18 protein-coding genes are annotated in these 22,578 nt (G+C 44.6%); 6 read left to right on the top strand and 12 right to left on the bottom strand.

Going from position 1 to position 22,578, the window contains the following annotated elements; all coding sequences use genetic code 11:
- Window positions 1-298: 298 nt before the first annotated feature.
- The 4 genes from NEE14_RS12715 to NEE14_RS12700 form a co-directional block, all read right to left on the bottom strand.
- Window positions 299-4,357 (bottom strand): DUF6383 domain-containing protein, encoded by a 4,059-nt coding sequence (locus NEE14_RS12715; protein WP_251967350.1) that lies wholly within the window; start codon window positions 4,355-4,357, stop codon window positions 299-301.
- 622 nt (window positions 4,358-4,979) lie between these two features.
- On the bottom strand, window positions 4,980-6,578 hold the full coding sequence (locus NEE14_RS12710; RefSeq protein ID WP_251967351.1) for a hypothetical protein: 1,599 nt from the start codon (window positions 6,576-6,578) through the stop codon (window positions 4,980-4,982).
- Window positions 6,579-6,580: 2 nt separating this feature from the next.
- A complete protein-coding gene (locus NEE14_RS12705; RefSeq protein WP_251967352.1) occupies window positions 6,581-7,615 on the bottom strand; it encodes an HlyD family secretion protein in 1,035 nt (344 codons plus the stop codon).
- 37 nt (window positions 7,616-7,652) lie between these two features.
- Entirely contained in the window at window positions 7,653-8,963 is a 1,311-nt protein-coding gene (locus NEE14_RS12700) for a TolC family protein (RefSeq protein WP_251967353.1), read from the bottom strand.
- Window positions 8,964-9,279: 316 nt separating this feature from the next.
- On the opposite strand from NEE14_RS12700, the gene NEE14_RS12695 reads away from it, so the two are divergent.
- Genes NEE14_RS12695 through NEE14_RS12680 form a run of 4 tightly spaced genes read left to right on the top strand, consistent with a single transcriptional unit; the run spans window position 9,280 to window position 12,156 of the window.
- A complete protein-coding gene (locus NEE14_RS12695; RefSeq protein ID WP_251967354.1) occupies window positions 9,280-10,176 on the top strand; it encodes a metal ABC transporter solute-binding protein, Zn/Mn family in 897 nt (298 codons plus the stop codon).
- The gene (locus NEE14_RS12690; protein WP_251967355.1) at window positions 10,160-10,927 is read left to right on the top strand and encodes a metal ABC transporter ATP-binding protein; all 768 of its coding nucleotides are present in this window, start codon (window positions 10,160-10,162) and stop codon (window positions 10,925-10,927) included. The genes NEE14_RS12695 and NEE14_RS12690 overlap by 17 nt, the downstream gene beginning before the upstream one ends.
- A gap of 3 nt (window positions 10,928-10,930) precedes the next feature.
- Window positions 10,931-11,143: a hypothetical protein gene (locus NEE14_RS12685; RefSeq protein ID WP_251967356.1), complete on the top strand. Its 213-nt coding sequence runs from the start codon at window positions 10,931-10,933 to the stop codon at window positions 11,141-11,143.
- On the top strand, window positions 11,140-12,156 hold the full coding sequence (locus tag NEE14_RS12680; protein WP_251967357.1) for an NAD-dependent epimerase/dehydratase family protein: 1,017 nt from the start codon (window positions 11,140-11,142) through the stop codon (window positions 12,154-12,156). The genes NEE14_RS12685 and NEE14_RS12680 overlap by 4 nt, the downstream gene beginning before the upstream one ends.
- Window positions 12,157-12,232: 76 nt before the next feature.
- Here NEE14_RS12680 and NEE14_RS12675 read toward each other — a convergent pair whose 3' ends face one another.
- The 3 genes from NEE14_RS12675 to surE all read right to left on the bottom strand — a co-directional run bounded on the left by NEE14_RS12675 (window position 12,233) and on the right by surE (window position 14,967).
- A complete protein-coding gene (locus tag NEE14_RS12675; protein WP_251967358.1) occupies window positions 12,233-12,970 on the bottom strand; it encodes a NigD-like protein in 738 nt (245 codons plus the stop codon).
- Window positions 12,971-13,055: 85 nt separating this feature from the next.
- Window positions 13,056-14,186 (bottom strand): lipid-A-disaccharide synthase, encoded by a 1,131-nt coding sequence (gene lpxB / locus NEE14_RS12670; protein ID WP_251967359.1) that lies wholly within the window; start codon window positions 14,184-14,186, stop codon window positions 13,056-13,058.
- Window positions 14,187-14,199: 13 nt separating this feature from the next.
- Window positions 14,200-14,967 carry a 5'/3'-nucleotidase SurE gene (gene surE / locus NEE14_RS12665; protein WP_251967360.1) on the bottom strand — a complete coding sequence of 256 codons (768 nt, stop codon included), beginning with the start codon at window positions 14,965-14,967 and terminating at the stop codon, window positions 14,200-14,202.
- 383 nt (window positions 14,968-15,350) lie between these two features.
- On the opposite strand from surE, the gene trmB reads away from it, so the two are divergent.
- Together trmB and NEE14_RS12655 are read left to right on the top strand one after the other, a co-directional pair.
- Complete coding sequence (gene trmB / locus NEE14_RS12660) at window positions 15,351-16,109, top strand: tRNA (guanosine(46)-N7)-methyltransferase TrmB (RefSeq protein ID WP_022455339.1); 759 nt, start codon at window positions 15,351-15,353, stop codon at window positions 16,107-16,109.
- Between the two features lie 59 nt (window positions 16,110-16,168).
- Window positions 16,169-17,278: an Mrp/NBP35 family ATP-binding protein gene (locus tag NEE14_RS12655; protein WP_251967361.1), complete on the top strand. Its 1,110-nt coding sequence runs from the start codon at window positions 16,169-16,171 to the stop codon at window positions 17,276-17,278.
- A gap of 210 nt (window positions 17,279-17,488) precedes the next feature.
- On the opposite strand, the gene NEE14_RS12650 is transcribed toward NEE14_RS12655, so the two are convergent.
- The 5 genes from NEE14_RS12650 to NEE14_RS12630 all read right to left on the bottom strand — a co-directional run bounded on the left by NEE14_RS12650 (window position 17,489) and on the right by NEE14_RS12630 (window position 22,505).
- Entirely contained in the window at window positions 17,489-18,697 is a 1,209-nt protein-coding gene (locus NEE14_RS12650; protein ID WP_251967362.1) for a lipopolysaccharide biosynthesis protein, read from the bottom strand.
- Between the two features lie 6 nt (window positions 18,698-18,703).
- Window positions 18,704-19,756 (bottom strand): M20 family metallo-hydrolase, encoded by a 1,053-nt coding sequence (locus NEE14_RS12645; protein WP_251967363.1) that lies wholly within the window; start codon window positions 19,754-19,756, stop codon window positions 18,704-18,706.
- A 55-nt stretch (window positions 19,757-19,811) separates the two neighbouring features.
- Window positions 19,812-20,843, bottom strand: a complete 1,032-nt coding sequence (locus NEE14_RS12640; RefSeq protein ID WP_251967364.1) for a PDDEXK nuclease domain-containing protein — start codon at window positions 20,841-20,843, stop codon at window positions 19,812-19,814.
- A 91-nt stretch (window positions 20,844-20,934) separates the two neighbouring features.
- Window positions 20,935-21,537 carry an aminotransferase class IV gene (locus NEE14_RS12635; protein WP_251967365.1) on the bottom strand — a complete coding sequence of 201 codons (603 nt, stop codon included), beginning with the start codon at window positions 21,535-21,537 and terminating at the stop codon, window positions 20,935-20,937.
- Window positions 21,531-22,505 carry an aminodeoxychorismate synthase component I gene (locus NEE14_RS12630; protein WP_251967437.1) on the bottom strand — a complete coding sequence of 325 codons (975 nt, stop codon included), beginning with the start codon at window positions 22,503-22,505 and terminating at the stop codon, window positions 21,531-21,533. Before NEE14_RS12630 ends, NEE14_RS12635 begins: the two co-directional genes overlap by 7 nt.
- Between the last annotated feature and the right edge of the window lie 73 nt (window positions 22,506-22,578).

The following is a 22,578-nucleotide window of genomic DNA, read 5'->3' as shown; positions in this document are numbered from 1 at the left end:
GAACATAAACTTTATATTACACTATTATTAATACTAATGTCATTTGTTCACCTTCGCAGGCTACTTACCTTTCCTTCATTGGCACTCCTGGATTTTTTTAATGTGCGTTCTGAAGCGGCTCATGACTATTAACTTTTTTCATATCAATCTATTTATTAACGCCACGTTCGCTCTCACGAGGTACTTGTTCTAACGGTAGATTTACTACCGACGGTGGGTCATAATTTCAATATATCTTATATTGCAGCGGGAATAATCCCGCCGCAATTTTTATGATTCATCAATAGTTAATCGTCAATTATTTAACGACTACCTTGAAGCTTTCACCGTCAACTGATACGACTACGATACCAGCCGGAGCAGTGATCTGAGCGTTGTCTGAAGAAACTACTTCGTTAGCAACAACCTTACCTAAGATTGTACTTACGATTACGTTCTTACCTTCAGCACCCTTAACTACTACTGCACCGTTTGTACCGGCTACTACTACATTACCAGCTGAGATTGCTTCGTTAGCGGTAGCTTCTTTGTCGCTAGCTTCCATGGTGAAGTGTTCTGCTTGGTCTAAGTACGGAGTAACAACCAAATTACCATTGTGCCATCTCAGATAACCTCTTGAAGCTTCTACATTTGTTACAGTTGTCCAGCTACCATTCTTAGAAACATATTGCTTAGCTGCAGATTCACCAACTTCAATAACAAATTCATTGTTAGTTTCATTGATCATCTTGAATGCGAACTTAGCAAAGTGAGGAGCGGCATTACCTACTTCAGATTTAGCAATAACCTTACCAGCTTCGTCTGTGATATACAATGTATCATTCTGGTGATAACCTGAAACGAATGCCAACTTGCTTTCACCATCGTATTCAAACTTGTTGTTATGAACATTCTTTTCATCTTCAACTTCAGCAGAATCGCGCATATTTACCAAGAAGCGACCTTCAGTAAATACTGTACGTGGATGTTCGTGATTTGGATTACCACAATCGTCAACAGTATCTACCCGGTTGATATTTACACCCAACAGGTATTCATAACGATAGTTACCTTCACGGTTTACATAAGCTGTATCAACATACAATGTAGGATTAATATCCGTATAAGCCTTGATATTGTCAATACCTGCAAATTCACCCTTTTCATAAATTACTTCGTCATTGTTCTCTACACGAGAGATAACGATCTTCTGACCTTGTTCCATCTTCTTGTAAGTAGGAGCAGCGGCTTCATTGATTACGAACAGATCATTAGAAGTAGCTTCATACAAATCTACATCTTTCAATACACCTGTAGCAGAAGTTGTTCCACCGATGATCTTAGAACGACTCAGACTTAAGTAATAATTTGCATTATAATCAGATTCTTTCATTGAAGAACCCTTATACCAATTATAGTAATAACCATAAACCGGGACCAAATTAACTGTACTATCACCTACTAATTTCAAAGCGATACGAGTAGCCACTGTTTCATAAGGACAATAGTAGTAAGTATTTGCCTCTTCTTCAGCATCATCTGAACCACTCATGTATTCATCAGTATCTGTATTCTTTAAGATATATGTACAGATTTCCAATACAGTGTTAGGATCATAATATTTATAAGAACCATCTACATTCTTGCTGTCTTTATCATTTGTGTAAACCCACTGATTATCTTTCCAATATTTAATCGTAGCAGGTACTTTTACAGTATCAGCAACCAATGCCTTCTGAGCTCCGGCAGCATCTAACAATTTGACAGTCGGAATTTCGATACGCCATTCAGTAGCTTCTTCACGATCCAAACCGATACGATGTTTGTCGTCATGATTTTCTACTACATACAAGAATGATTCATCCAACAAGTTCATTGCAATGTTGTAAGTGTTGTTGTTCAAATCAGCAGCAGAATAGCGTCTGAATCCATCATAAGACTTATAAGTAGTAACTGGTTTGATTGCCAATGTATCCATGTGGCTACCATGCAAATATGCAAATTCAGTAGAACTGATCTTATACAAACGATCTCCCATCAACAACGACCAAGCAGTCTCTCCTGTTTCACGGTTTGTAAAGTCATAGTTTCCAGTATTGACATTGTAAGAAATAGCGAACTGTCCTTCCGGTCTGTTGATGTCAGTCTTCGTAGCTGCAACATAATCAATAGCGCCATTTTCATTCAAGCCTAAAACTTGACCTTTGTGAGCTGCATCCTTAGCTTTATTCAGTACTTCTACAGTATAATATGCTGGTTGATTCAACCAAGATGCAGCATCTACCAATGAACCCTTGTTCAGTTCAATAGTTACATCAAGCAATCCAGCTCCATCTTTAGCAACCAAAGTAGGAACTTTTTTATCTAAATAACAACCTATTTCTAATGCTTTACGATCAACAGCATCCCAGGCATAAATATTAGTAATCTCCGTTACCTCTGACACATCTTTGCCTGGAGTATATTCAAAGTAGAAAGTTGTTACATAGTTTTTATCCCCAGCTTGATCTACTACATAATCATGTGGAGTAATCGTTGTCAATGGATAAACATGATTGTTGGAACCTTCTGACAAGCGATCATCTTCATTCTTATTTACAGCTAAGATTTCACCCTTTTCATTTACTAACATAAATGAGGTTGCCCAAGGATTTGCTTTTATATAAGTAGCCTCCCCTGAAGTATATTCAACTCTTTCCATTGGACACAAATTACCTTCAAAAATGCTAGTCAAATCTGTCTGACCTACTTCATCTTTCTTGTAAGTAATGTCTATCGTGAAATATTCTCCGTAACGTTTTAATAATGTAGAAGCATATACATTAGCGATTTGGATATCTGCAATACCAAAAGTGTGAGCTAAGAAAATTGGTGAAATAGTCGCAAACGAACCATTTTCATCAATTGTTACCCACTTATCTCCAGCCTTCAATTCCAAGTCTGTCGGGAATACGGTATTATCACCATCCATTTCTTTCCAGTCATTACCTGTTACAGATGATTTGTACTCGTAATTTCCATCACTGTTTACTTGTACATTTACATTTTCAACTGTCACATACTGACCATCGACTTTAACAAAATTGCCATAACAATCTTTCAAGCGTAATTCATATTCGTCCGCACTAAGCTCATATGGAGTCAATGTAAAGAAATATTGAGAAGCTACGTTTCCATTTGTACTATTAGGATCATAATTTCCCATAGTATAAGAAACATTACCTGCAGCATCTTTAAATGCTTTTACCGTAGCACCATTAAAAACTAACACGACTTTATCTGTCGTTCCGTCTGATTTAAAAGACTCATAATTACCCCATTGTGTTTCACTAACTCCATCAACTTTGACTGTTGTGTTACCATTATCCACTTGGTTAGGATTACCAACTGCAATATTATAACTACCTGAAATAATAGTAAAGTCTTTCCCTGCTAAATCAAGATCATTAACTTTATTCTGAATTTCATCATAAGTAAATCCTACAAGTGTAATTATTGCATTGTCAGCCGCATTTTTCAAAGTCTTATTAAAGGCCTTATCGTTAGTTTGACTTTTAGTAATCGTAACTACCTCAAATCTATCTCCATTTGGATTAGTTTGTGAAACCACCCCATGTGCTTCTACATAAGCATAGTCAATAGCAGCATTATTGATTTTATTATCAGAAATTTTCGAATTAGAAAAATTCACATTAGAAGCAGAACCACTATTTCCACTCTTACTAGTAAAGTAGGTATAACCATTATTTGCTTCTCCTGGTATATTTCCGATTATTTCAATACCAAATGCAGGTGAATCAGGCCAAATTTCATCTCCATTAGCAATTTCATTTGCATTATTAATAGTATTTCCAGTAATAATAAATACAGGATCTGATGTCAACGGATAAATTGAAATTCCATTTGCAACATGAGCGTCATTCGGGTCTGAACTACTTACTGTAATCTCATTATCAATAAGATTAACCCTAGAAGCAAAAACAGTAATGGCACTTTTATTTTCAATAACAGTTCCATCCTCTCCTGCGTTTGGAGAAATCATTACATTTTTATAGTTTATCTTTAAATTCTTAATAGTAACATTTTCTCCTGTAATAACGATACGTCCATTCCATGTTTGATGATTACCATCCAAAACAAAATTATCTTTGTCAATCAATAAAAAATTTCTTTGATCTGAAAATGTCACTTCATCATTAACTGTCATTTTCAAACCATCAGCAGACAATGTTACAGGTTTATCACCTCCCATAAATGCGTTCAATTCAGTCTGCCAATTCGTGCCCGAGATTCCATTATTGACATAATCTCCAGCATAAACTAGAGACGAGCCACTCAGCAACATCGCCGCACAAAGCGTAAGTACTTTTTTGTTCATAATGAATAAAATTAATTGTTAATAAATGAGTTATAAAAATTCAACAACTAATTTTACGAAGGGTCCAACAACCCCCGCGAATCATTATGAACAGACATAAAAAAAACGCGGGCTGGCTGTCTATTATTTAAGTATAGGCATCTGGAAATCGCCCGTCAAACAATAATAGAACAACAGCCCGCGCTTATACGATATAATACAGTCCGTCCATAACAATGGCAGACACTCTTTTATATACGTAGTCAGCGCAAGCATTTACTGTCCATTATTCCGTTTGACTTAAAATTTTCCAGATTTTATACTTAGGAATAATCTTCGTAAAATGCTTACATAATATGTATGAAACCGCACGATGCGAACCGCTGTTCGCTACGGAATCACTGCAAAGATAAAGAGGTTTTCTGAATCAACAAGAAAAAACTTGCATTATTTTCCAAAATATATGGATTATAGGACGAAACGATTGGATTTGTAACACAAAATCCCCCTTTTCGAGGATATGAAAATAGCCGGCGTATATTCATTCATTCCCGGCGTATTTTGATAAAAAGCCGGCGTGTTTTGAAGAAAAGGTAGGCAGCTATTTTTCAATGCCTGCCTACCTTTTTCTACGAAACAAATTTTACTTTTTCATTCCTTCCCTTTTGAAAGCATCGGCCACTTCTTTTCGCAATCCTCGCCACGAAGGCATCGGCTTCAGTTCACGACGGATGGGCGCATCGTAGATGAGGAAGAGAAGCAGTAGGAAAAGACAGGCATACAGAACCCAACCGTACAGCTGCTTGATGCTGATCTCCATCATCTGCTCGGCAAATCCTTCGATAAAATGACCAAAGGGGAAAGGCGACTGACTGAAGGCAACCCGGTCGACAGCCGCGCCGTAGCGTGCCATGTTGTCGGCCATGTAATAAGAAAATCCCTGGGTATAAAGGGCTGCGCCCATTACACCGCCTACTACCATGTGCAGCATGTTGAATACACTCAGACCTTGGAAGAAATGCTGGAATGTCATGATCTCTTCGAGGCAGACCATGAAGGTGGCGCTCAGAACCGCATAGGCAAATCCACGCAGAGCTGACGGCAGATAAAGGTCGGATATCGGAATCTCGGTTGTGAGCAGGAAATAATAACCGCCTAAATAACCGGCCAAGGCAATGATCCCGACAATAATCAGGCGCAGGTAGTTGTAGCGCCGGATGTGCATCCACCAATAAGCAAAGGCACAGCCACAAAGGACGCCTGCCAGGACAAACCAGCTCAGCTGCACATTCACCATGGCCTCATACTTCATGATCTCTCCGCGGAAGACATCTTCCAACACATGCTCGGTAGCCAGAAAAGCTTCTACCAGGGTAATCAGAATGAGGATGGGGAAAAGATGACGGTACGTCCACATCTTCGGCTCGATATACGGATGACGGATCGACAGCATACGGCCGATGCAGAAGAACAGGGTAATGAAGATGGCTACCGTCAGCCGGCGAATCACCGGACTGTCCCACCAGTCATACCAGTCGCCGTAGTTGAACAAATAAGCTACTTCGAGCAGCAAGGTAGCCCAAAGCACGGCGCCCAGCCAGTCGATTCCGAAGAGCGGTAACTTCTTGATGATCCGGAAATGGCGGGTACAGCCATACAGAATCAGCAGATCGACCAACATCAGTCCGCTGATGAACAGATGCATATAGCTCCAGTGATAATAATACATGAAAGAAGTAGACAACAGGTTGGCCAATTGCATACTGCCCAAAATAACCACATGCAGACCGGGAAAGAATACGGTGAAATCCCGCTTCGGCGTCATCCATAACTGGATATTCGACATGCACTCGAATGTTCCCTGTATTTTACAGATACCTTCAACGAAGCAGACAGCCCACAACAGGGGCAAGAAGGTAATATGCGGAGCCAGCAGGTTGCAGATCAAAGCCCCCGAAGCCGCGGCGATCATCAACGTCTTGTTGGTGAAGCGGAACTTCATCCGGAACAAAATCGGGAAATAGATGGCCATACCAGCCAGATTGCAGTACAGGCACATCATCAGGTCTTCCCGCATCAATGTCGTTTCACCCATCATCTCGTTGAGCGTCCCTAAATAGATACCTCCCGAAAGCTGAAAGGTGAAAGCCATGAAGAGGTAGATCCAGGGCTGTATTTTCCGGGGAACAAAAGCCCGGAACATCGGCATGGTAAACGGACCGTTTAACTGTGGTGCTCCCATGATCAGTATTTCACTTTACATTCTACATTGAATCCGGCACGGAGGCGCTTCAGATTCTCCGGATCGTTGCCCTGCAGACTGATCCGCACCGGCACGCGCTGTTCTACCTTGACGAAGTTGCCCGTCGCATTATCCTGTGGAACCAGAGAGACGGCAGCTCCTGTGGCATCAGAAATCGATTCGACAGTACCGGTATAGACAACACCCGGAACTGCATCGGCAGTGAGAGTCACCTGAGCGCCTTCCGTAATATGCGGCAGCTGTGTCTCCCGATAATTGGCGATCACCCAAAGGTCACTGGCATCTACGATATCAACCATCGTCTGCCCGGGCTGGACAAGCTGTCCTTCATGGATATCCTTCCGGCCGGTTACGCCGTCACACGTCGCTACGATGACGGTATACGAGAGGTTCAGACGAGCCAGTTCGACGGCTGCTTCTGCCAGTTGGACAGCCGCTTCATTCTGCCCCAGACGGTGGGTTTGTTCACTCTTTACCAATGAAGTAGACTGCTTGGCGCGCGAAACCTGATCATACCGGGCTTTGGTCGCTTCGTAAGCCGTCCTGACATTATCATACTGCTGGCGGGTAACAGCTTTTTCCCGCAGTAACTTTTCATACCGGTCCAGTTCGCGTTTGGCATTCTGCATCTGTACCCGCACTTCTTCGATACTGGCATCGTTTACCCGAAGATTATTCTGCGTCGTAGCAATACCGGCATTCATGGCCTGTTGTCCGGATAAAGCATTGGCCAGATCCGCTTCGGCCTGAGCCAGGCGCAGGCGGTATTCGGCGTCTTCAATCACCACGAGGGTATCGCCTTTCCGCACCGGACGATATTCTTCGAAATAAATCTTCCGGATAAAGCCCTGAACGCGGGTATCGACCGGAGTGATGTGTTGTTTGACCTGGGCATTGTCGGTATATTCCACATTCCCTAAATGGATAAAACGGGAACACACATAAATAAGTCCGCCTGCCAGCAGACAAATGATAACGGTATTATAAATCAGTTTCTGAACTTTTCTTGTAGCCATAATTCTTGTTGTTAGTCTTTATGTTAGTAATCGGATATTATAAGGTATGCGTCACATACTTCATCTTGTAGAAGTTATAAACCACATTGATGCGGGCATTGACCAGATTCAGGTCGGCGCTGAGCTTGGTGCTGCTGGCATCAAGCATATCGGTCAGCAAAGCCAGTTCGTTTTCGTACCGGTTGTTCGTGACCTGGTAGTTCTGGTCGGCCAGCTCCACATTCTTCATCTGCGTATGCAAGTCGGTAAACGACGTGAGGAAATTGACATAGGCCGCCTGCACCGCGTTTTCCACCTGTTCCTGAGCCAGACGGTGCGTCTCTTCAGCCTTACGGACATTCAGCCGGGCCTGTTTGAGCTTACGGTTGTTCTTGAACAGGGAAGAAATATTGTATTTGATGCCAATGCCCACATACCAGTAATTGAAGTTATTGTCCAGTACCGGGACTTCAATGGTAATCGGTCCGTCAAGATGTTCGGCAGCGACTACGGCTATTTTAGGCAGACGTTCCGAGCGTTCCAGTTTGACTTTGGCCTCATTCATGCGAATATCCACCTGTGCCTGTTGCAGGTCCAGATTAGACTGTGCCGCCATCTTCTGCCAGTCTTCTTCAGCTAATGTCCGGATTTGCTGGTCGAGCAAGGTGGTATCCGGAATCAGAATTGTCTCTTCCGGCAGATGTAGGGTTGTTACCAGCTGGTGGTTCATGATACGGCAGGCATCTTCCACCTGCGTCCGTTGCAACTTCAGGGTTTCCCGTTGCAGTTCATAACGGGTGATGTCATTTTCCAAGGCGGTACCTTGTTCGCAGCGGGCTTTCATGTTGGCGATCACCTCTTCCGTCAGTTCCAGATTCTTCTGCAAGACCTGAATCTGATTATGCAGCTTGTATAAGTTCAGATAATAGCCGGTCAGCAGGAAACGGATTTCCTGACGGTTCTTCTGCCAGGACAAATCGGCCATCTGTTTTCCTAACTCAGCCAACTTGATACCACTGGTGATGGCTCCACCGGCATAAACGACCTGTTCCGCTTCGAGGGCAAAGTTATTGCCGAAATGCGGCATGTCGATCGACGTAGGATGACTGAAATCGCGGTCCCATAACTTGCCGTCGCCCCAGTAACTGGCCGATAAAGAAGCATTGATATCCGGCAGCCGTTGGGCTTTGGCTACTTTCAGGGCCTCGTCGGCTACTTCTTTCCCGGTCTTATACGTTTGAATACTCTGGCTGTTTTCATCGGCCAGACGGAACAGCTCTTCGATACCCATCACTCGCTGCTGGGCACGCAGGCCATGGCTACATAGTGCCGTACAACAAAGCACTATGAGCGTCTTGAGATTGCTCATAAACAAAATGGATTAAGATGATACGATTAATTGAAAATAAAAAGATAAAAGGAAGGACAACGACTAAATCAAAGCGGCAGCACCCCATGAATGGAAATCATGGATCTTGTTCTTATAACGGATTGAAATAGAAATAAAATTAATCATAACGCTTTGTGCCGTTCTTTATTTTCGCTGCAAAATTAGAAAAAGGATACATAACTTGTAACCCTATATAAATTCATATTTTTGTATTTTTAACAGGCGAGCGACCTTTTGCCACCTTCACGCCAAACCCAAAGAATAAAATTCCTATCTTTGCCAAAAATATTTATTTATGAAGAGGATACCTTATTGGATATGCTTGCTGTTGGCCATCGTCGGCCTGTCGGCCTGCCAGGGGAAGAAAGAGGGAGGAACACGGATGATCTCTGTCACCATCGAGCCGCAGCGGTATTTTGTAGAAAAGATAGCCGGAGACCTGTTTCAGGTTTATTGTGTAACACCTGCCGGACAAAGCCCGGAAACATACGATCCGACACCTCAGCAGATGGTTCAGATCAGCCGGAGCCAGGCTTATTTCCGTATCGGAGAAATCGGGTTTGAACAGGCCTGGATGAAAAATCTGCAAAGCCAGAATCCGGATATGCGCGTCTTTGACCTTTCGGAAGGAATGGAACTGATCAAGAACCAGGAAGAAGAGCATGAGGGAGAGGAAGCGCATCACCACCATCACGGGTCGGTCGATCCTCATATCTGGACTTCTATTTCCGGCGCTAAGGTGATTGCCCAGAACACCTGTCAGGCTTTAGTCAAACTTGACCCGGAAAACCAGGAAACTTACCAGGCCGGTTATCAGCGCCTGATCGGAGAAATAGACAGTACAGCGGTTGAAATGAAGCGGCTGTTGCAGCCGTTGGCGGGTTCGGCTTTTATTATCTATCATCCGACGCTGACCTATTTTGCCCGTGAGTTCGGATTGCAGCAGCTTTGTATCGAACTGGACGGTAAAGAGCCGTCGCCGGCACAGCTGAAGCGATTGATCGAGACCGCTGCCCAGTCGAAAGCGAAGGTCGTCTTTGTGCAGCAGGAATTTGACCAGAAGAATGCCGAACTGATAGCGAAAGAGACCGGATGCCGACTGGTAAAAATCAATCCGCTGAGTTATAACTGGCATGATGAAATGATTCGTTTGGCAACTATATTGGCAGGAAAAGATGGACAAGCTGATTGAATTGACACAGGTAACAGCCGGTTATGACCGGAAAATCGTCTTGAAGGATGTTTCGTTGACGGTCTGGGATCATGATTTCTTAGGAATCATCGGACCGAACGGTGGCGGAAAGACCACGCTGCTGAAAGTCATCTTGGGTTTGCTGCCTCCGAAAGCCGGAGATATCCGTTTTTATCACCAGGGCCAACCTGCTGATGGCATCAAGATCGGCTATCTGCCCCAGATGAGCAATATCGACCGGAAATTCCCAATCTCCGTACAGGAAGTGGTGGCTTCCGGATTAGCCTCGGAAAAGCCCCTGTTCCGGTCTTATACAGCGGCACAACGGGAACGGATTGAAGAGGTCATCGTACAGATGGGACTGAAAGACGTGCAGAAGCATTCGATAGCCGAACTTTCCGGCGGACAGTTACAGCGTGTCCTGCTCGGGCGTTCCATCGTATCGCGTCCGCAGGTTCTGATCTTAGATGAGCCGAATTCGTATGTAGACAAACGGTTTGAATCGAAATTCTATCCACTGCTCGAAGAAATCAACCGCGAGAGTGCCATTGTCCTGGTATCGCACGATATCGGCACGGTGCTTTCCATGGTGAAGAATATCGCCTGTGTGAATGAATCTCTGCATTATCATGCAGGATCAAATATCTCATCGGAGTGGCTGGATAAACAATATGCCTGCCCGATCGAACTGATCGGCCATGGAAATCTGCCTCATCGTGTATTGAAGAATCATGAACATACAACCGATTGAACCATGTACTCATCCGTTTTAGCTTTTATCGGAATCCCGGAATTAGGTATGATAGCCGGTATTGCCGTCATTCTGTTCGGTTGCAAGGCCGTCTCCCAGAATCCGTTTATCGACCGGAAGCAGAAGTTACTCTGGATGCTGACGATTGTCGTCCTGAACTGGGTAGGTCTGCTGTGGTATTATTATGTTTTTTATATGAGGAATAACGAAGAATGAAACGAGCTGATAAGATATTGATTACGGGAGCCAGCGGTTTTATCGGAGGCTTTTTAGTGGAAGAAGCGTTGAAACGGGGCTATGAAGTCTGGGCTGGAGTCCGGGCACATAGCAGCCGGCAGCATCTGCAGGATGAACGGATCCGTTTTATCGACCTGGATTATGCACACGAACAGGCATTGGACAAGCAGCTGGAAGCCTTTGCTCAGGAACATGGAGGCTGGCGCTATGTCATCCATAATGCGGGACTGACCAAAACGACTGACAAGGCTCTTTTCTACGAAGTAAATGCCGAGAATACACGTCGCTTTATCGGCGCGCTGGCCCGTCATTGCTCACCACAGAAGTTCCTGCTGATGAGCAGTCTCAGCAGTTATGGTATTGGAGACGAGACCGGTTTCTCCCCGATTAAACTGAGTGACCCGCAGACGCCGAATACAGACTACGGAAAAAGTAAATTACTGGCCGAGAATTATCTGCGGAAGCAGACTGCTTTTCCCTATGTGATTCTGCGTCCGACAGGTGTCTATGGTCCGGGAGAGAAAGATTATTTCCTGGAAATCAAAAGCGTTCAGCAAGGGTTGGATTTGGCTGTAGGAAAAGTTCCACAACGCATTACGTTTATTTATGTGAAAGATCTGGCCCGGGTTGCTTTATCGGCTCTTGAGAAAGAAGAGATCTTGAACCGGGAATATTTTGTAGCAGATGGCGACATACATACCGATGCTTCATTTGCCCGGCTGATCCAGGAACTGCTGCAGAAAAAGCATGTCTTGCATGCCCGGGTTCCGTTACCCGTAGTGCATGCCGCCTGTATTGTGTCGGAAAGAATCGGACGACTGTTCCATAAAAGCATGACACTGAACAGCGACAAATACCAGATATTAAAGCAGCGGAACTGGATTTGTGACATTACGCCATTGCAGCACGACTTGGGATTCCAGGCGGAATATCCGCTTCGGAAAGGATTGGAAGAAAGTATCCGCTGGTACAAGGAAAACGGCTGGCTATAAAAAAGCGCAAGAGATCTCACGATGTCTTGCGCCAGAACTAATAAATGATAAAAAAGTTATGTGGGAAGGTTATATATCAATGAATGCTTTTACTGATGTCATCAGATGAAATAACTTCTTCCGGTTCTGAATACATACTGGCCGGATCTGAATTATAAGCCAGCTTGTATGACTGTTCACCATCGAACGTATTCACATTAATCACCAGATCCACCGTTTTTCCTCCCGTGTCGGGCAACGATGAAAGGTCAAAGGCCACCAGTCCTTCGGCTGCATATAAAGCGCCATCCCCGTATGCCTGGTGGCGGAATTCCAATGTATAAGGATCACTGTTATCTGCCTGAGTCGGTATCAGACTGATCAGGTGTTTAATGCCTGTATTGCCGAAATTGGCAGCAAAACGGATGTTCAGGTAACCGTCTCCGATCGCCATCGCCAACATTTCTACCGGATCTGTCCCATAAACGGAATCATTTTCTGCGACCAGGTAAGGTGAGATATTTTTAGTCAGGATATTTTCTATCCAGTTTATCTTTATTCCGTGACTGAAGCCCGGAATGGAATCAGACAACATGGTATAATTGACCTGAGCTCTCGTTTTCGAGAAATTATAGCCCGGACAATTGGTAGCAAACGGCCATAGCTTTTCGCCATTATCCCGACGCAGATAGTACGTACTTCCGTCAGGTACTACCGTCATGATTTCAATCGCAAATTTATCCAATGAATAATCATCATCGTCCTGACAGGCACTGAATCCGAACAGACTCAACATCGCCGTCAACATCAACAAAGTGTACTTCCAGAATTTCATAATTGTATTTTCCCTAAAATTTTATTTTCTATTATGAAAGATGTAGCACACAGCTGATTCGCTGCATAACCGGGTGTAAAAAAAGTTAATGATTCAGTCGCCCGACGATCAGTTCGGCTGCCCGGCGTGAGGCTCCCGGCTTTCCCAAAATCCGGATCATCTCATCATAATGCTGCAACATCTTTTCCCGATAGGTCTTGTTATATACAATCCGTCCTAATTCTGTCGTAATGTTTTTTTCCGAGAAGCGTTCACCGAAGAGTTCCTGTACGACTTCTTTTCCGGCAATCAGATTGACCAGCGAAATATAAGGCGTATGGAAAAAATGCTTGAAAATAAAGGTAGCGAGGCGTCCGGCCGGTACGTAGTAGCAAACCACCTGCGGAACGCGGAACAGGGCTGTCTCAAGCGTAGCCGTTCCGGATGTAACGAGAGCCACGTCGCTATGCTGCAAGAGCGGATAGGTCTGCTGAAACAGAATCTGTACAGACGGATCAGTATATTGCCGGTAATATTCCGGATCAATTCCCGGAGCTCCGGCGATGACCGGCTGATATTCCGGGAAACGGGCGGCCACCCGCAGCATCACCGGCAGATTATCCCGTATCTCCTGTTTACGGCTACCGGCCAACAGGGCCAAGATGGGTTTGTCGGCCAATCGGTTCATCCGGAAGAACGTAGATCTTCCGACCGATTCTCTCATCTGATAATTCGAGACGGAATCGACGGAAGGATTACCGACATAATCTACCTCGTAATTCAACCGGTGGAAAAAGGCCGGTTCGAAGGGCAGGATGGAATAGAGATGATCTACATATTTCCGGAAATCCTTGATGCGATATTGCTTCCAGGCCCATATTTTCGGTGAGATGTAGTAATGTACCGGTATATGGAGAACAGTCTTCACATACTTGGCTATCTTCAGATTAAAACCGGGATAGTCAATCAGGATAACGACATCCGGCCGGTACTGACGGATGTCTTCCCGGCAGACCTGCATATTGCGGAGTATGGTACGCAGGTTCATGAGCACAGGGATGAAACCCATAAACGCCATTTCCCGGTAATGTTTGACCAAGGTTCCTCCTACCCGTTTCATCAAATCTCCGCCCAAGAAACGGAAATCAGCCTGCGGATCCGCATGCTGAATGGCACGCATCAGGTTGGATGCGTGCAAATCCCCCGAAGCTTCACCGGCTATGAGATAATATTTCATGGCAGAAACGGCATTAAAGGTTCCACGTTTGCAGCTCCTGCATAAAGGCATAGTCGGTTATGTCAATCTTGCAGGGAACGAGCGAAGCATAGCCTTCGTTCAGCAATTTATCATCATTATCGTCGTGCTGGTCGTCATTCCGGAAATAACCGGTCAGCCAGAAGACGGTTTGTCCGGAAGCATCCTCGCTCCGCTTGAATTCTTTCACCCAACGGCCATCTGCCTGACGGCATATTCTCAGTCCTTTGACCGGGATGTCTGTCGGGACATTCAGATTCAGGTACGTCCCGTGAGGAAGTCCTTTCTCCAGGATCTTTTCAGCGGTCAGCCGGCCCAGCCGGCAACATTCCGTGAAATCGGCATCAGCCCGGTGATCCAATAAGGAAACGCCCAAGGAAGGAACTCCAAAGATACAGCCTTCGGCAGCCGCTCCCATCGTACCGGAATAGTTGACACAGATAGCCATATTTCCACCGTGGTTAATTCCCGAAACCAGCAAATCCGGCTCACGGTCCAGCACTTCATTAATCGCTAATTTGACACAATCAACCGGTGTGCCCGTACAACTGTAGACCGTTACGCCCGGTTCTTCCCATTCTACCTTGTATTTGATGGGAACCAGCGAGGTAATTGCACTCGACATGCCCGAACGGGGTCCGTCGGGAGCCATGACTACCAGTTCTCCTAAATCTTTGAGGGCTTTGATCAGTTCCCGGATTCCTTTCGCTCTGAATCCGTCATCGTTTGTGATCAGTATCAACGGTCTGTTGTTTCTTTCCATATTACGTGTCTGTTTATCGGAGAACAAAGATACGAGAAGCCTGTGACATTCGTGTTAATGTCTGGCTAAATTGTGAATTTTAAAATAGAGTAGCCAGCTCGAAAAGCAACGAACAACGTACATCGGAATATTGACATAGTATGATATGGACATTTTCTTCGCCAGAAATTATATTTTTGACAGATGTGATAAAGCTTTACCATATCTGTACTAAAGCTTTTTGACAAATATGCTAAAGCTTTACGACTTCTGTCAAACAATTAAAAAGTAAGGATATAAAAATAACTTCGTAACAGGGTCGTAACTTTGTACCTTTTATTGAAATGCTTATATCTTCTTGTGATTTCGTTTCTTGAAGAATCGGAAAGTAGTATCTTTGCAACATGGGAAAGAATAAATTAGCTAAATTCGATGACATGGCGGGTTATCCGCATGTGTTTCAATATCCGTTCGGTGTTTTGAAGGAACAGGGTTTCCCGATGCAAGGGCATTGGAATGAGCAATTCTTCAAGAATGATCATCCGATCGTACTCGAACTGGGATGTGGTAAAGGGGAATATACGGTCGGACTCGGACGGTTGTTCCCGGAGAAGAACTTTATTGGAGTAGATATTAAGGGTGCCCGTATGTGGAGTGGTGCCAAGGAATCGTTGGAAAGCGGCATGACGAATGTGGCCTTCCTTCGGACCAGCATCGAGCTGATTGCTCATTTCTTTGCTCCGGGCGAAGTGTCGGAAATCTGGATTACCTTCCCTGATCCTCAGATGAAAAAGGTAAACAAACGACTGACTTCTACCCGCTTTATGAAGTTATACCGGGAAATCTTATCGGGTGATGGCCTGATTCACCTCAAAACGGACAGTAACTTTATGTTTACTTATACCTGTGAGATGGCGAAAGTCAATCATCTTCCGGTCAAGGTGCTGACGGATGATTTGTATCACAGCGGACAGGCCGACGAGATTCTCTCCATCCGGACCTATTACGAACAGCAATGGCTGGACCGTGGCTTGAACATTAAGTATATCCAGTTTGTTTGTGAAGAGCGGGAAGAATGGATAGAACCCGAAGTAGAAATCGAATACGATGCTTACCGGAGCTTTAACCGGAGCAAGCGGAGTGCTTTGGCTTCCGGAAAATAAACTCGTGAGAATCGTTTTCAAAATAAACGAGAATTAAAAACGAAATAAATTAAGTTCGTATGACTATATATCCACAATTAATTCTGGATGCGCTCAAGACAGTGCGTTATCCGGGAACAGGTAAAGACCTGATTGAAATGGGTATGGTGGAAGACAATATTCGTATCGACGGTATGAATGTAACCTTCTCCCTCCTTTTCGATAAACCGAACGATCCGTTTATCCGTTCGGTGGTAAAAGCTGCCGAAACAGCTATCCTGACGTATGTAAGTCCGGATGTCAACATTAAGAATAATATTACGGTTAAGGCTCGCCAGCTGGCACGTCCTGAACCGGACAAATTGCTGCCTGAAGTGAAGAATATCATCGCTGTTTCTTCCGGAAAAGGTGGCGTAGGAAAGAGTACGGTAGCAGCCAACTTAGCAGTAGCATTGGCTGGATTAGGTTATAAAGTCGGATTGCTCGATGCGGATATTTTTGGTCCGTCGCAACCTAAGATGTTCAATTTGGAAGAGGCCCGTCCTTATATGGTGGAAGTTGGTGGTCGTGAACTGATTGAACCGGCTGAAAACTATGGGGTGAAGATGCTTTCTATCGGTTTCTTTGTGAACAAGGAAGATGCCGTATTGTGGCGTGGAGCCATGGCAAGTAATGCCTTGAAACAATTGATTGGAGATGCCAACTGGGGCGAACTGGATTACTTCCTGATTGACCTGCCTCCGGGAACAAGTGATATTCATCTGACCATGGTGCAGACGTTGGCGATTACAGGGGCAATAGTTGTCAGTACACCTCAAGAAGTGGCTTTGGCAGATGCCCGTAAAGGAATCAGTATGTTTACAGGAGATAAGGTGAATGTTCCGGTATTGGGACTGATTGAAAACATGGCCTGGTTTACTCCTGCCGAACTTCCGGAAAACAAGTATTATCTTTTCGGTAAAGAAGGCGGAAAGCGTCTGGCTGAAGAACTGCATATTCCATTGCTGGGACAAATTCCTATTGTTCAGAGTATCTGCGAAGGTGGTGACGAAGGAAAGCCTGTTGCTCTGAATCCGGATAGTATTACCGGACGGGCTTTCCAGGATTTAGCGAAGGAAGTCGTTAAGGAAATAGATTACCGCAACGAACATTTGGCTCCTACCCAGCGGGTACATGTGACCAAGAAATAACAGGCTCATTTATATACGTAAAATCCCCTTCCAGGGAACTGCCTCTCCTAAGTTCTATATCGGACTTTTTGATAGGCAGTTCTCTGGCTAACGGGGATTCTTTTTTTGATACCTTCTGATTCATTTCTTCCGGGATTTTTTCTGTATTCCTCCATAACAAAACCTGAGACATTCAGAAGAACCGGAAACTTCCCAATTCCCCTATTTTCTTTAACGCCCTTGGCTTCGGCTATTTTTCTGAAAAGCCCAGAAGGAGAAACAGGCCATCGCTGTAAAAGCCAGGCTGGAAGTAACAGCAGCGCCCGGTATTCCGTAAGCCGGAATAAGGAAATAGCCGGCGATGAGGAGAACGATTAACCCAACACACGAAGAAGCGGCACTGTACCGCACATGACCGCTGGCAATCAGGTACTGCGAGAGTATGGTATGGCATCCAAAGGCAACGATTCCAACGGATAGGCCTCGGATAACGGAAGTGATGCCTTTGAACTCCTGACTGAAGAGGTAATCAGTAAAGATCCATTCCGGAATGCAGAGAAGACACACGACGGCCGCGAATGTTCCTAAGAATGTCAGTCGGAGTAGTCGGAGTGTGATTTGCCGCTGTTTCTGCGGTTCTTTCTCCCGGGCCACCTGACTGTTCGTCAGGAAACCGATCGAACGGCTGATATGCCAGACACTCTCTGAAATACGTGTTCCTCCATCCAGCAAGCCCACACCAGCAAAGCCTAAAAAGCGCCTGATGAAGAAATAATTGATACGTGTCGTGCAGACTTCTGCCAAGTTATCCACATTCCCCCATAATCCATAGACCAGCATTTCCCGCCAGTGCAAGGAGGTTCGGGAAGTCTGATACAAACAGGAACGTAAATCCCGGTACAGCCACCACAGACTGCACCCCAATGCGGAAAGGTTTGCTGCATACAGTCCGTACAGATAAGCTTCGGCATCTTTCAGTCCGAGAATGAAGTAAAGGAAAAGTAATACGGGACAAAGCAATCCGCCCTGAATCATAAAAATCAGGTTAAAAGCCCCTACCCGGTCTTGTCCCAACAAAAAACGGGAATTGGCAGTAATCAACGAACCGGTAAGCGAGAGCAGATAAACATCTGCCAGGTAGCGTAACGGGAACATACCGGCCAAAGCCAGTACAGCCGTAGCCAACAGTGATCCGAAGATGGCCCACAGATAGGCCGGAATAAAGACATCCCGCAAGGAATACCGGTGCATAAAGTACACGATCGTTCCTCCGCAGAAAATGCTGTTGAAGGTAGTTACCAGATTAATGGAAGCAATCAGGATACCAACCAGGCCCAATCCTTCGGCTCCCAACACCTTCGCGTTAACAAAGATCAGGAGCAGATTGAGCAGTGCTACCAGATAACGGGCACCTACGGTACCTAAAATACTCTTCCACATGCCATGTCAGAATTTCAACTGATTGAGCAAGGTTACATACAGCTGAATGGCCTCACGGATTTCCATCAGCCCGATATATTCATCTGCCGTATGGGAACGGCTGGATTGCCCCGGTCCGATTTTTACCGAAGGGAAAGGCATCAAGGCCTGATCACTTAATGTAGGCGAACCGAACGGCTTCAAATCCATCATGGCCGTCCGCTGCAGGAAAGGATGATCCAAGGGCAACGATGACGAATTCAGGCGGAAGCTGCGGGCTTTTACCTCACATTTAACCTGCTGGCAAATAGCTTCGTACAGCCTTTCATTGGTGTAAAACTCATTGGTACGCACATCCACCACAAAGGTACACTTATCGGGTACTACATTGTGCTGTGTACCGGCATTGATCATCGTCACACTCATCTTGACCGGTCCCAAGAAATCACTCTGTTCGGGGAATACGTATGAACGAAACCATTCGATATCCGACAGGGCTTCATAAATGGCATTAACCCCTTCATTACGGGCAGCATGCCCAGCTTTCCCGACAGCTGTACAATCCAATACCATCAGTCCTTTTTCGGCTACTGCCGGCTGCATCCCGGTCGGTTCACCAACGATGGCAAAATCAACAGGCGGCAAATACGGTAATACGGATTCGATACCTCCCTTTCCGGAAACTTCTTCCTCACAGGAAGCCAGGAAAATCAAGTTATAAGGCTGTTCCTGACGGGAAAGCGACGTAAATGCCCCATACAATGAGACAACACTGGCTCCCGCATCATTACTGCCTAAACCATATAGCCGATCCTCCTCATCCACTTCCGGAGTAAACGGATCACGGGTCCAGGCACTGACAGGCTTTACCGTATCAATATGTGAATTCAGCAATAACGTCGGCTTGGACGGATCAACCAGATTCCCGGCTATCATCCAAAGATTATTTCCCCGGCGAAAGACTTTCTGTCCTGCCTGCTTCCATTTATTTTCGAGGAAGTCGGCAACCTCTTTCTCTTCCCGACTAAACGAAGGTATGGCTATCATGCCTTTCAGTATATCGACCGCTTCGTAATACATAGTTCCAATCATTAATTCAGCCACGAAATTAGTTATTCCGAAGGAGAAATACAAATTACATTTTCGCCTTCCCCGTTTTTGTCTGCACTGTCTGTTTTACTTCATTAACTTGTTCTATAAGTTGTTCTTTGGAAGGCAAATAAAGTTGATACTGACTGGTAAGAATATTCTTATTATCTTCCGGCAAAGACATTTTTACCATGGTATCATTTTTAGCCGTACAAAGGAGAATCCCGATTGTAGGGCTTTCTTCTGCTAATTTCACACATCTATCATAATAATTTACATACATCTGTAACTGCCCTAAATCCTGATGTGTCAGTTTATGTGTTTTTATCTCGATGATTGTAAAGCAGCGAAGTAAACGATTATAAAAGACCAGATCAGCAAAAAACTCATCTTCTTCTATCAAAATACGCTGTTGTCGAGCCACGAAAGAAAAGCCTTTACCCATTTCTAACATAAATTCGGTAATATGAGAAATAATAGAACTCTCTAAATCTTTTTCATAATATTGAGGCTTACATTCCAATCCCAGGAATTCCAAATACATAGGATCCTTTATGATTTCAACAGGCGAATCCGGCATTCGCTCACCTCTGGCCACAGCAAGCACAGATTCTTTATCATTACTTGACAATAAACGTTCATATAAATGGGAATTTAGCTGTCGCTCAAGTTCTCTACTGGTCCACAGATTATGGGCCGCCTCAAGTTCGTAATATTCTCGCTTATCTTTATCTGAGATGGAGATTAGAAGCTTATATTGAGACCAGTTCAATTGCGTCCGCAGTGTAGACGCAATTGGATACAGTCGGTAAAATTGCCGTGCCCGTTCCAACTGCCTTTTTGAAAAACCACTCCCATATTCCGGTTCTAATGCCTTTGCTAAATTCGCAAGTAAATAAGTTCCATAATCGGCCCGTTCTTTGCCTTGTTGTTCTTCTTCAAATATACGCTTACCTATGTTCCAATACATTTTCACGCGACAGAGATCCACGCTTTTAATGGCATTAGTTCGGCCAGTCTCAATGATAATACGGATATCCTGAATAAAGGATGTCTGATTGCTTGCCATATTTTTCATAATCATCTCACAGTTAAAGTTTGATATAAAATGTATATTCTCTGCCACGAAATTAGTTATTCCGAAGGAGAAATACAAACGGTTAGGGATTTTACCTGACTGCCGACAATGGGAGAGAAATATTTTCTTCCAATCCGATCAGAGCATTGATGAGACACAGGCGGTTATACTGGTTTAAATCAGACGTACGGATAGGCCTTTCCTTCACGATTCCTTCGGCCAGTAAACGCTGCCTACGGGTTCCATTCAACAGACAGGTATGAGGGACAAACAGACCTTCCGAATTTTCCAGAACCACATTGCTGTACGAGGTATCAGTGATAAACCCATCTTTTGTTATAAGAATATCATCACAGATTCCTTTTTGCCAGGTTAAACGCATCAAAGCCGAACGATCTTCATATTTGAAGGTATAATCCAACGCACCGCCATCAACCAGTTTGAGTGAACGGATCATCCGGGGTTGATAAGGAGAATAGGTGATTTCCCGAATCTGAGTATCATAAACTATCCGGCATTTAAAGACTCCTGTGCCAGCCTCTTCCGGTACTTTCCAAGAAAGAAGAGACAAATCCAGCGGATATTGCCAATGGGCAGCCGTCTGACGCATCCGTTGCAGATGCCATTCCAACGAACAAAACATACCGTTGCATACACGGATCGATTCTATAAAACGAGGAGGATTCATCAACATGGTAAATAGACTTTTTGTAAGACTTCCTGATATTCGGCAGAACAATCACTATTGACAGTGATTCCTCCACCACTTCGGAAACGTAACCGGCCTCCCTGTTGTTCAATAAACCGGATCATCACGGCCGACCGGAAACTCTTTCCGTCAAAATAGCCGAAAATACCCGTATAGAAACCCCGGTCTTCCTTTTCTGCTTCCCGGATAATACGTACCGTTGCCGCTTTAGGAGCGCCTGATATAGAACCGGCAGGAAGCATATCGAAAATAAGATCGCCCAAGCGGGATAAATAATCTTCCGGCAGATTTCCTGTAACCTGACTGGAAACCTGCAAGATTTCTCCCCGGTTCGTTACCAGTCGGTCTATGTAACGAAAGCGTTCTACCCGGACATCGGTAGCCACCCGGTTCAAATCATTCCGGATCAGGTCCACAATCGTATGATGTTCGGCACTTTCCTTATAATCATTCAGAATGATATGATCGGCATTGGGTATATCTGCCCGAATAGTTCCTTTCATCGGAAAAGAAGAAATCTTTCCATCTGAAAGAATAACGAAAGTTTCCGGAGAGAAACAGACAAACCGGTCCGGTACCAATAACTTATATCGTGCCCGACTTCGGATAAAGATTTCTTCGAGCGTAAAATCCGTATCCAAATCCGTTGCTACCGTCAGATTCAGCAGAAAAGAATCACCCCGCAGCAATCCCTGACGGGCTATCCGGAATTTGGCTGCATAACATTCCTCATCCATAGGAAAAGACTTGAAATAACTACCTCGCTTTTCCGTTGTAAAAGACGGCTGATTCGTTATTCCTTCCATATTCCACCAGACTTCTTTTTGTTCCAACGGATAAGGCAACACAAAGCCCTCCGTCAATTCATAATTCACAGCACACAGGAACGGAATTCCTTTTGCTCCATAATCATTCATCCGTTGCCGGGTCTGTCCGGCCGACAGCCAATCCATCTTTCTTCCACTTTCTTTTGATTCAAGAACAAAGCTACGGAAATAAATGAATTTATGCGTATGTTTGTAGCCG

Origin of the sequence: Parabacteroides sp. AD58 (genome assembly GCF_023744375.2) — a bacterium.
Taxonomy (GTDB): domain Bacteria; phylum Bacteroidota; class Bacteroidia; order Bacteroidales; family Tannerellaceae; genus Parabacteroides; species Parabacteroides absconsus.
This window is presented reverse-complemented; position numbering and strand designations above follow the sequence as displayed.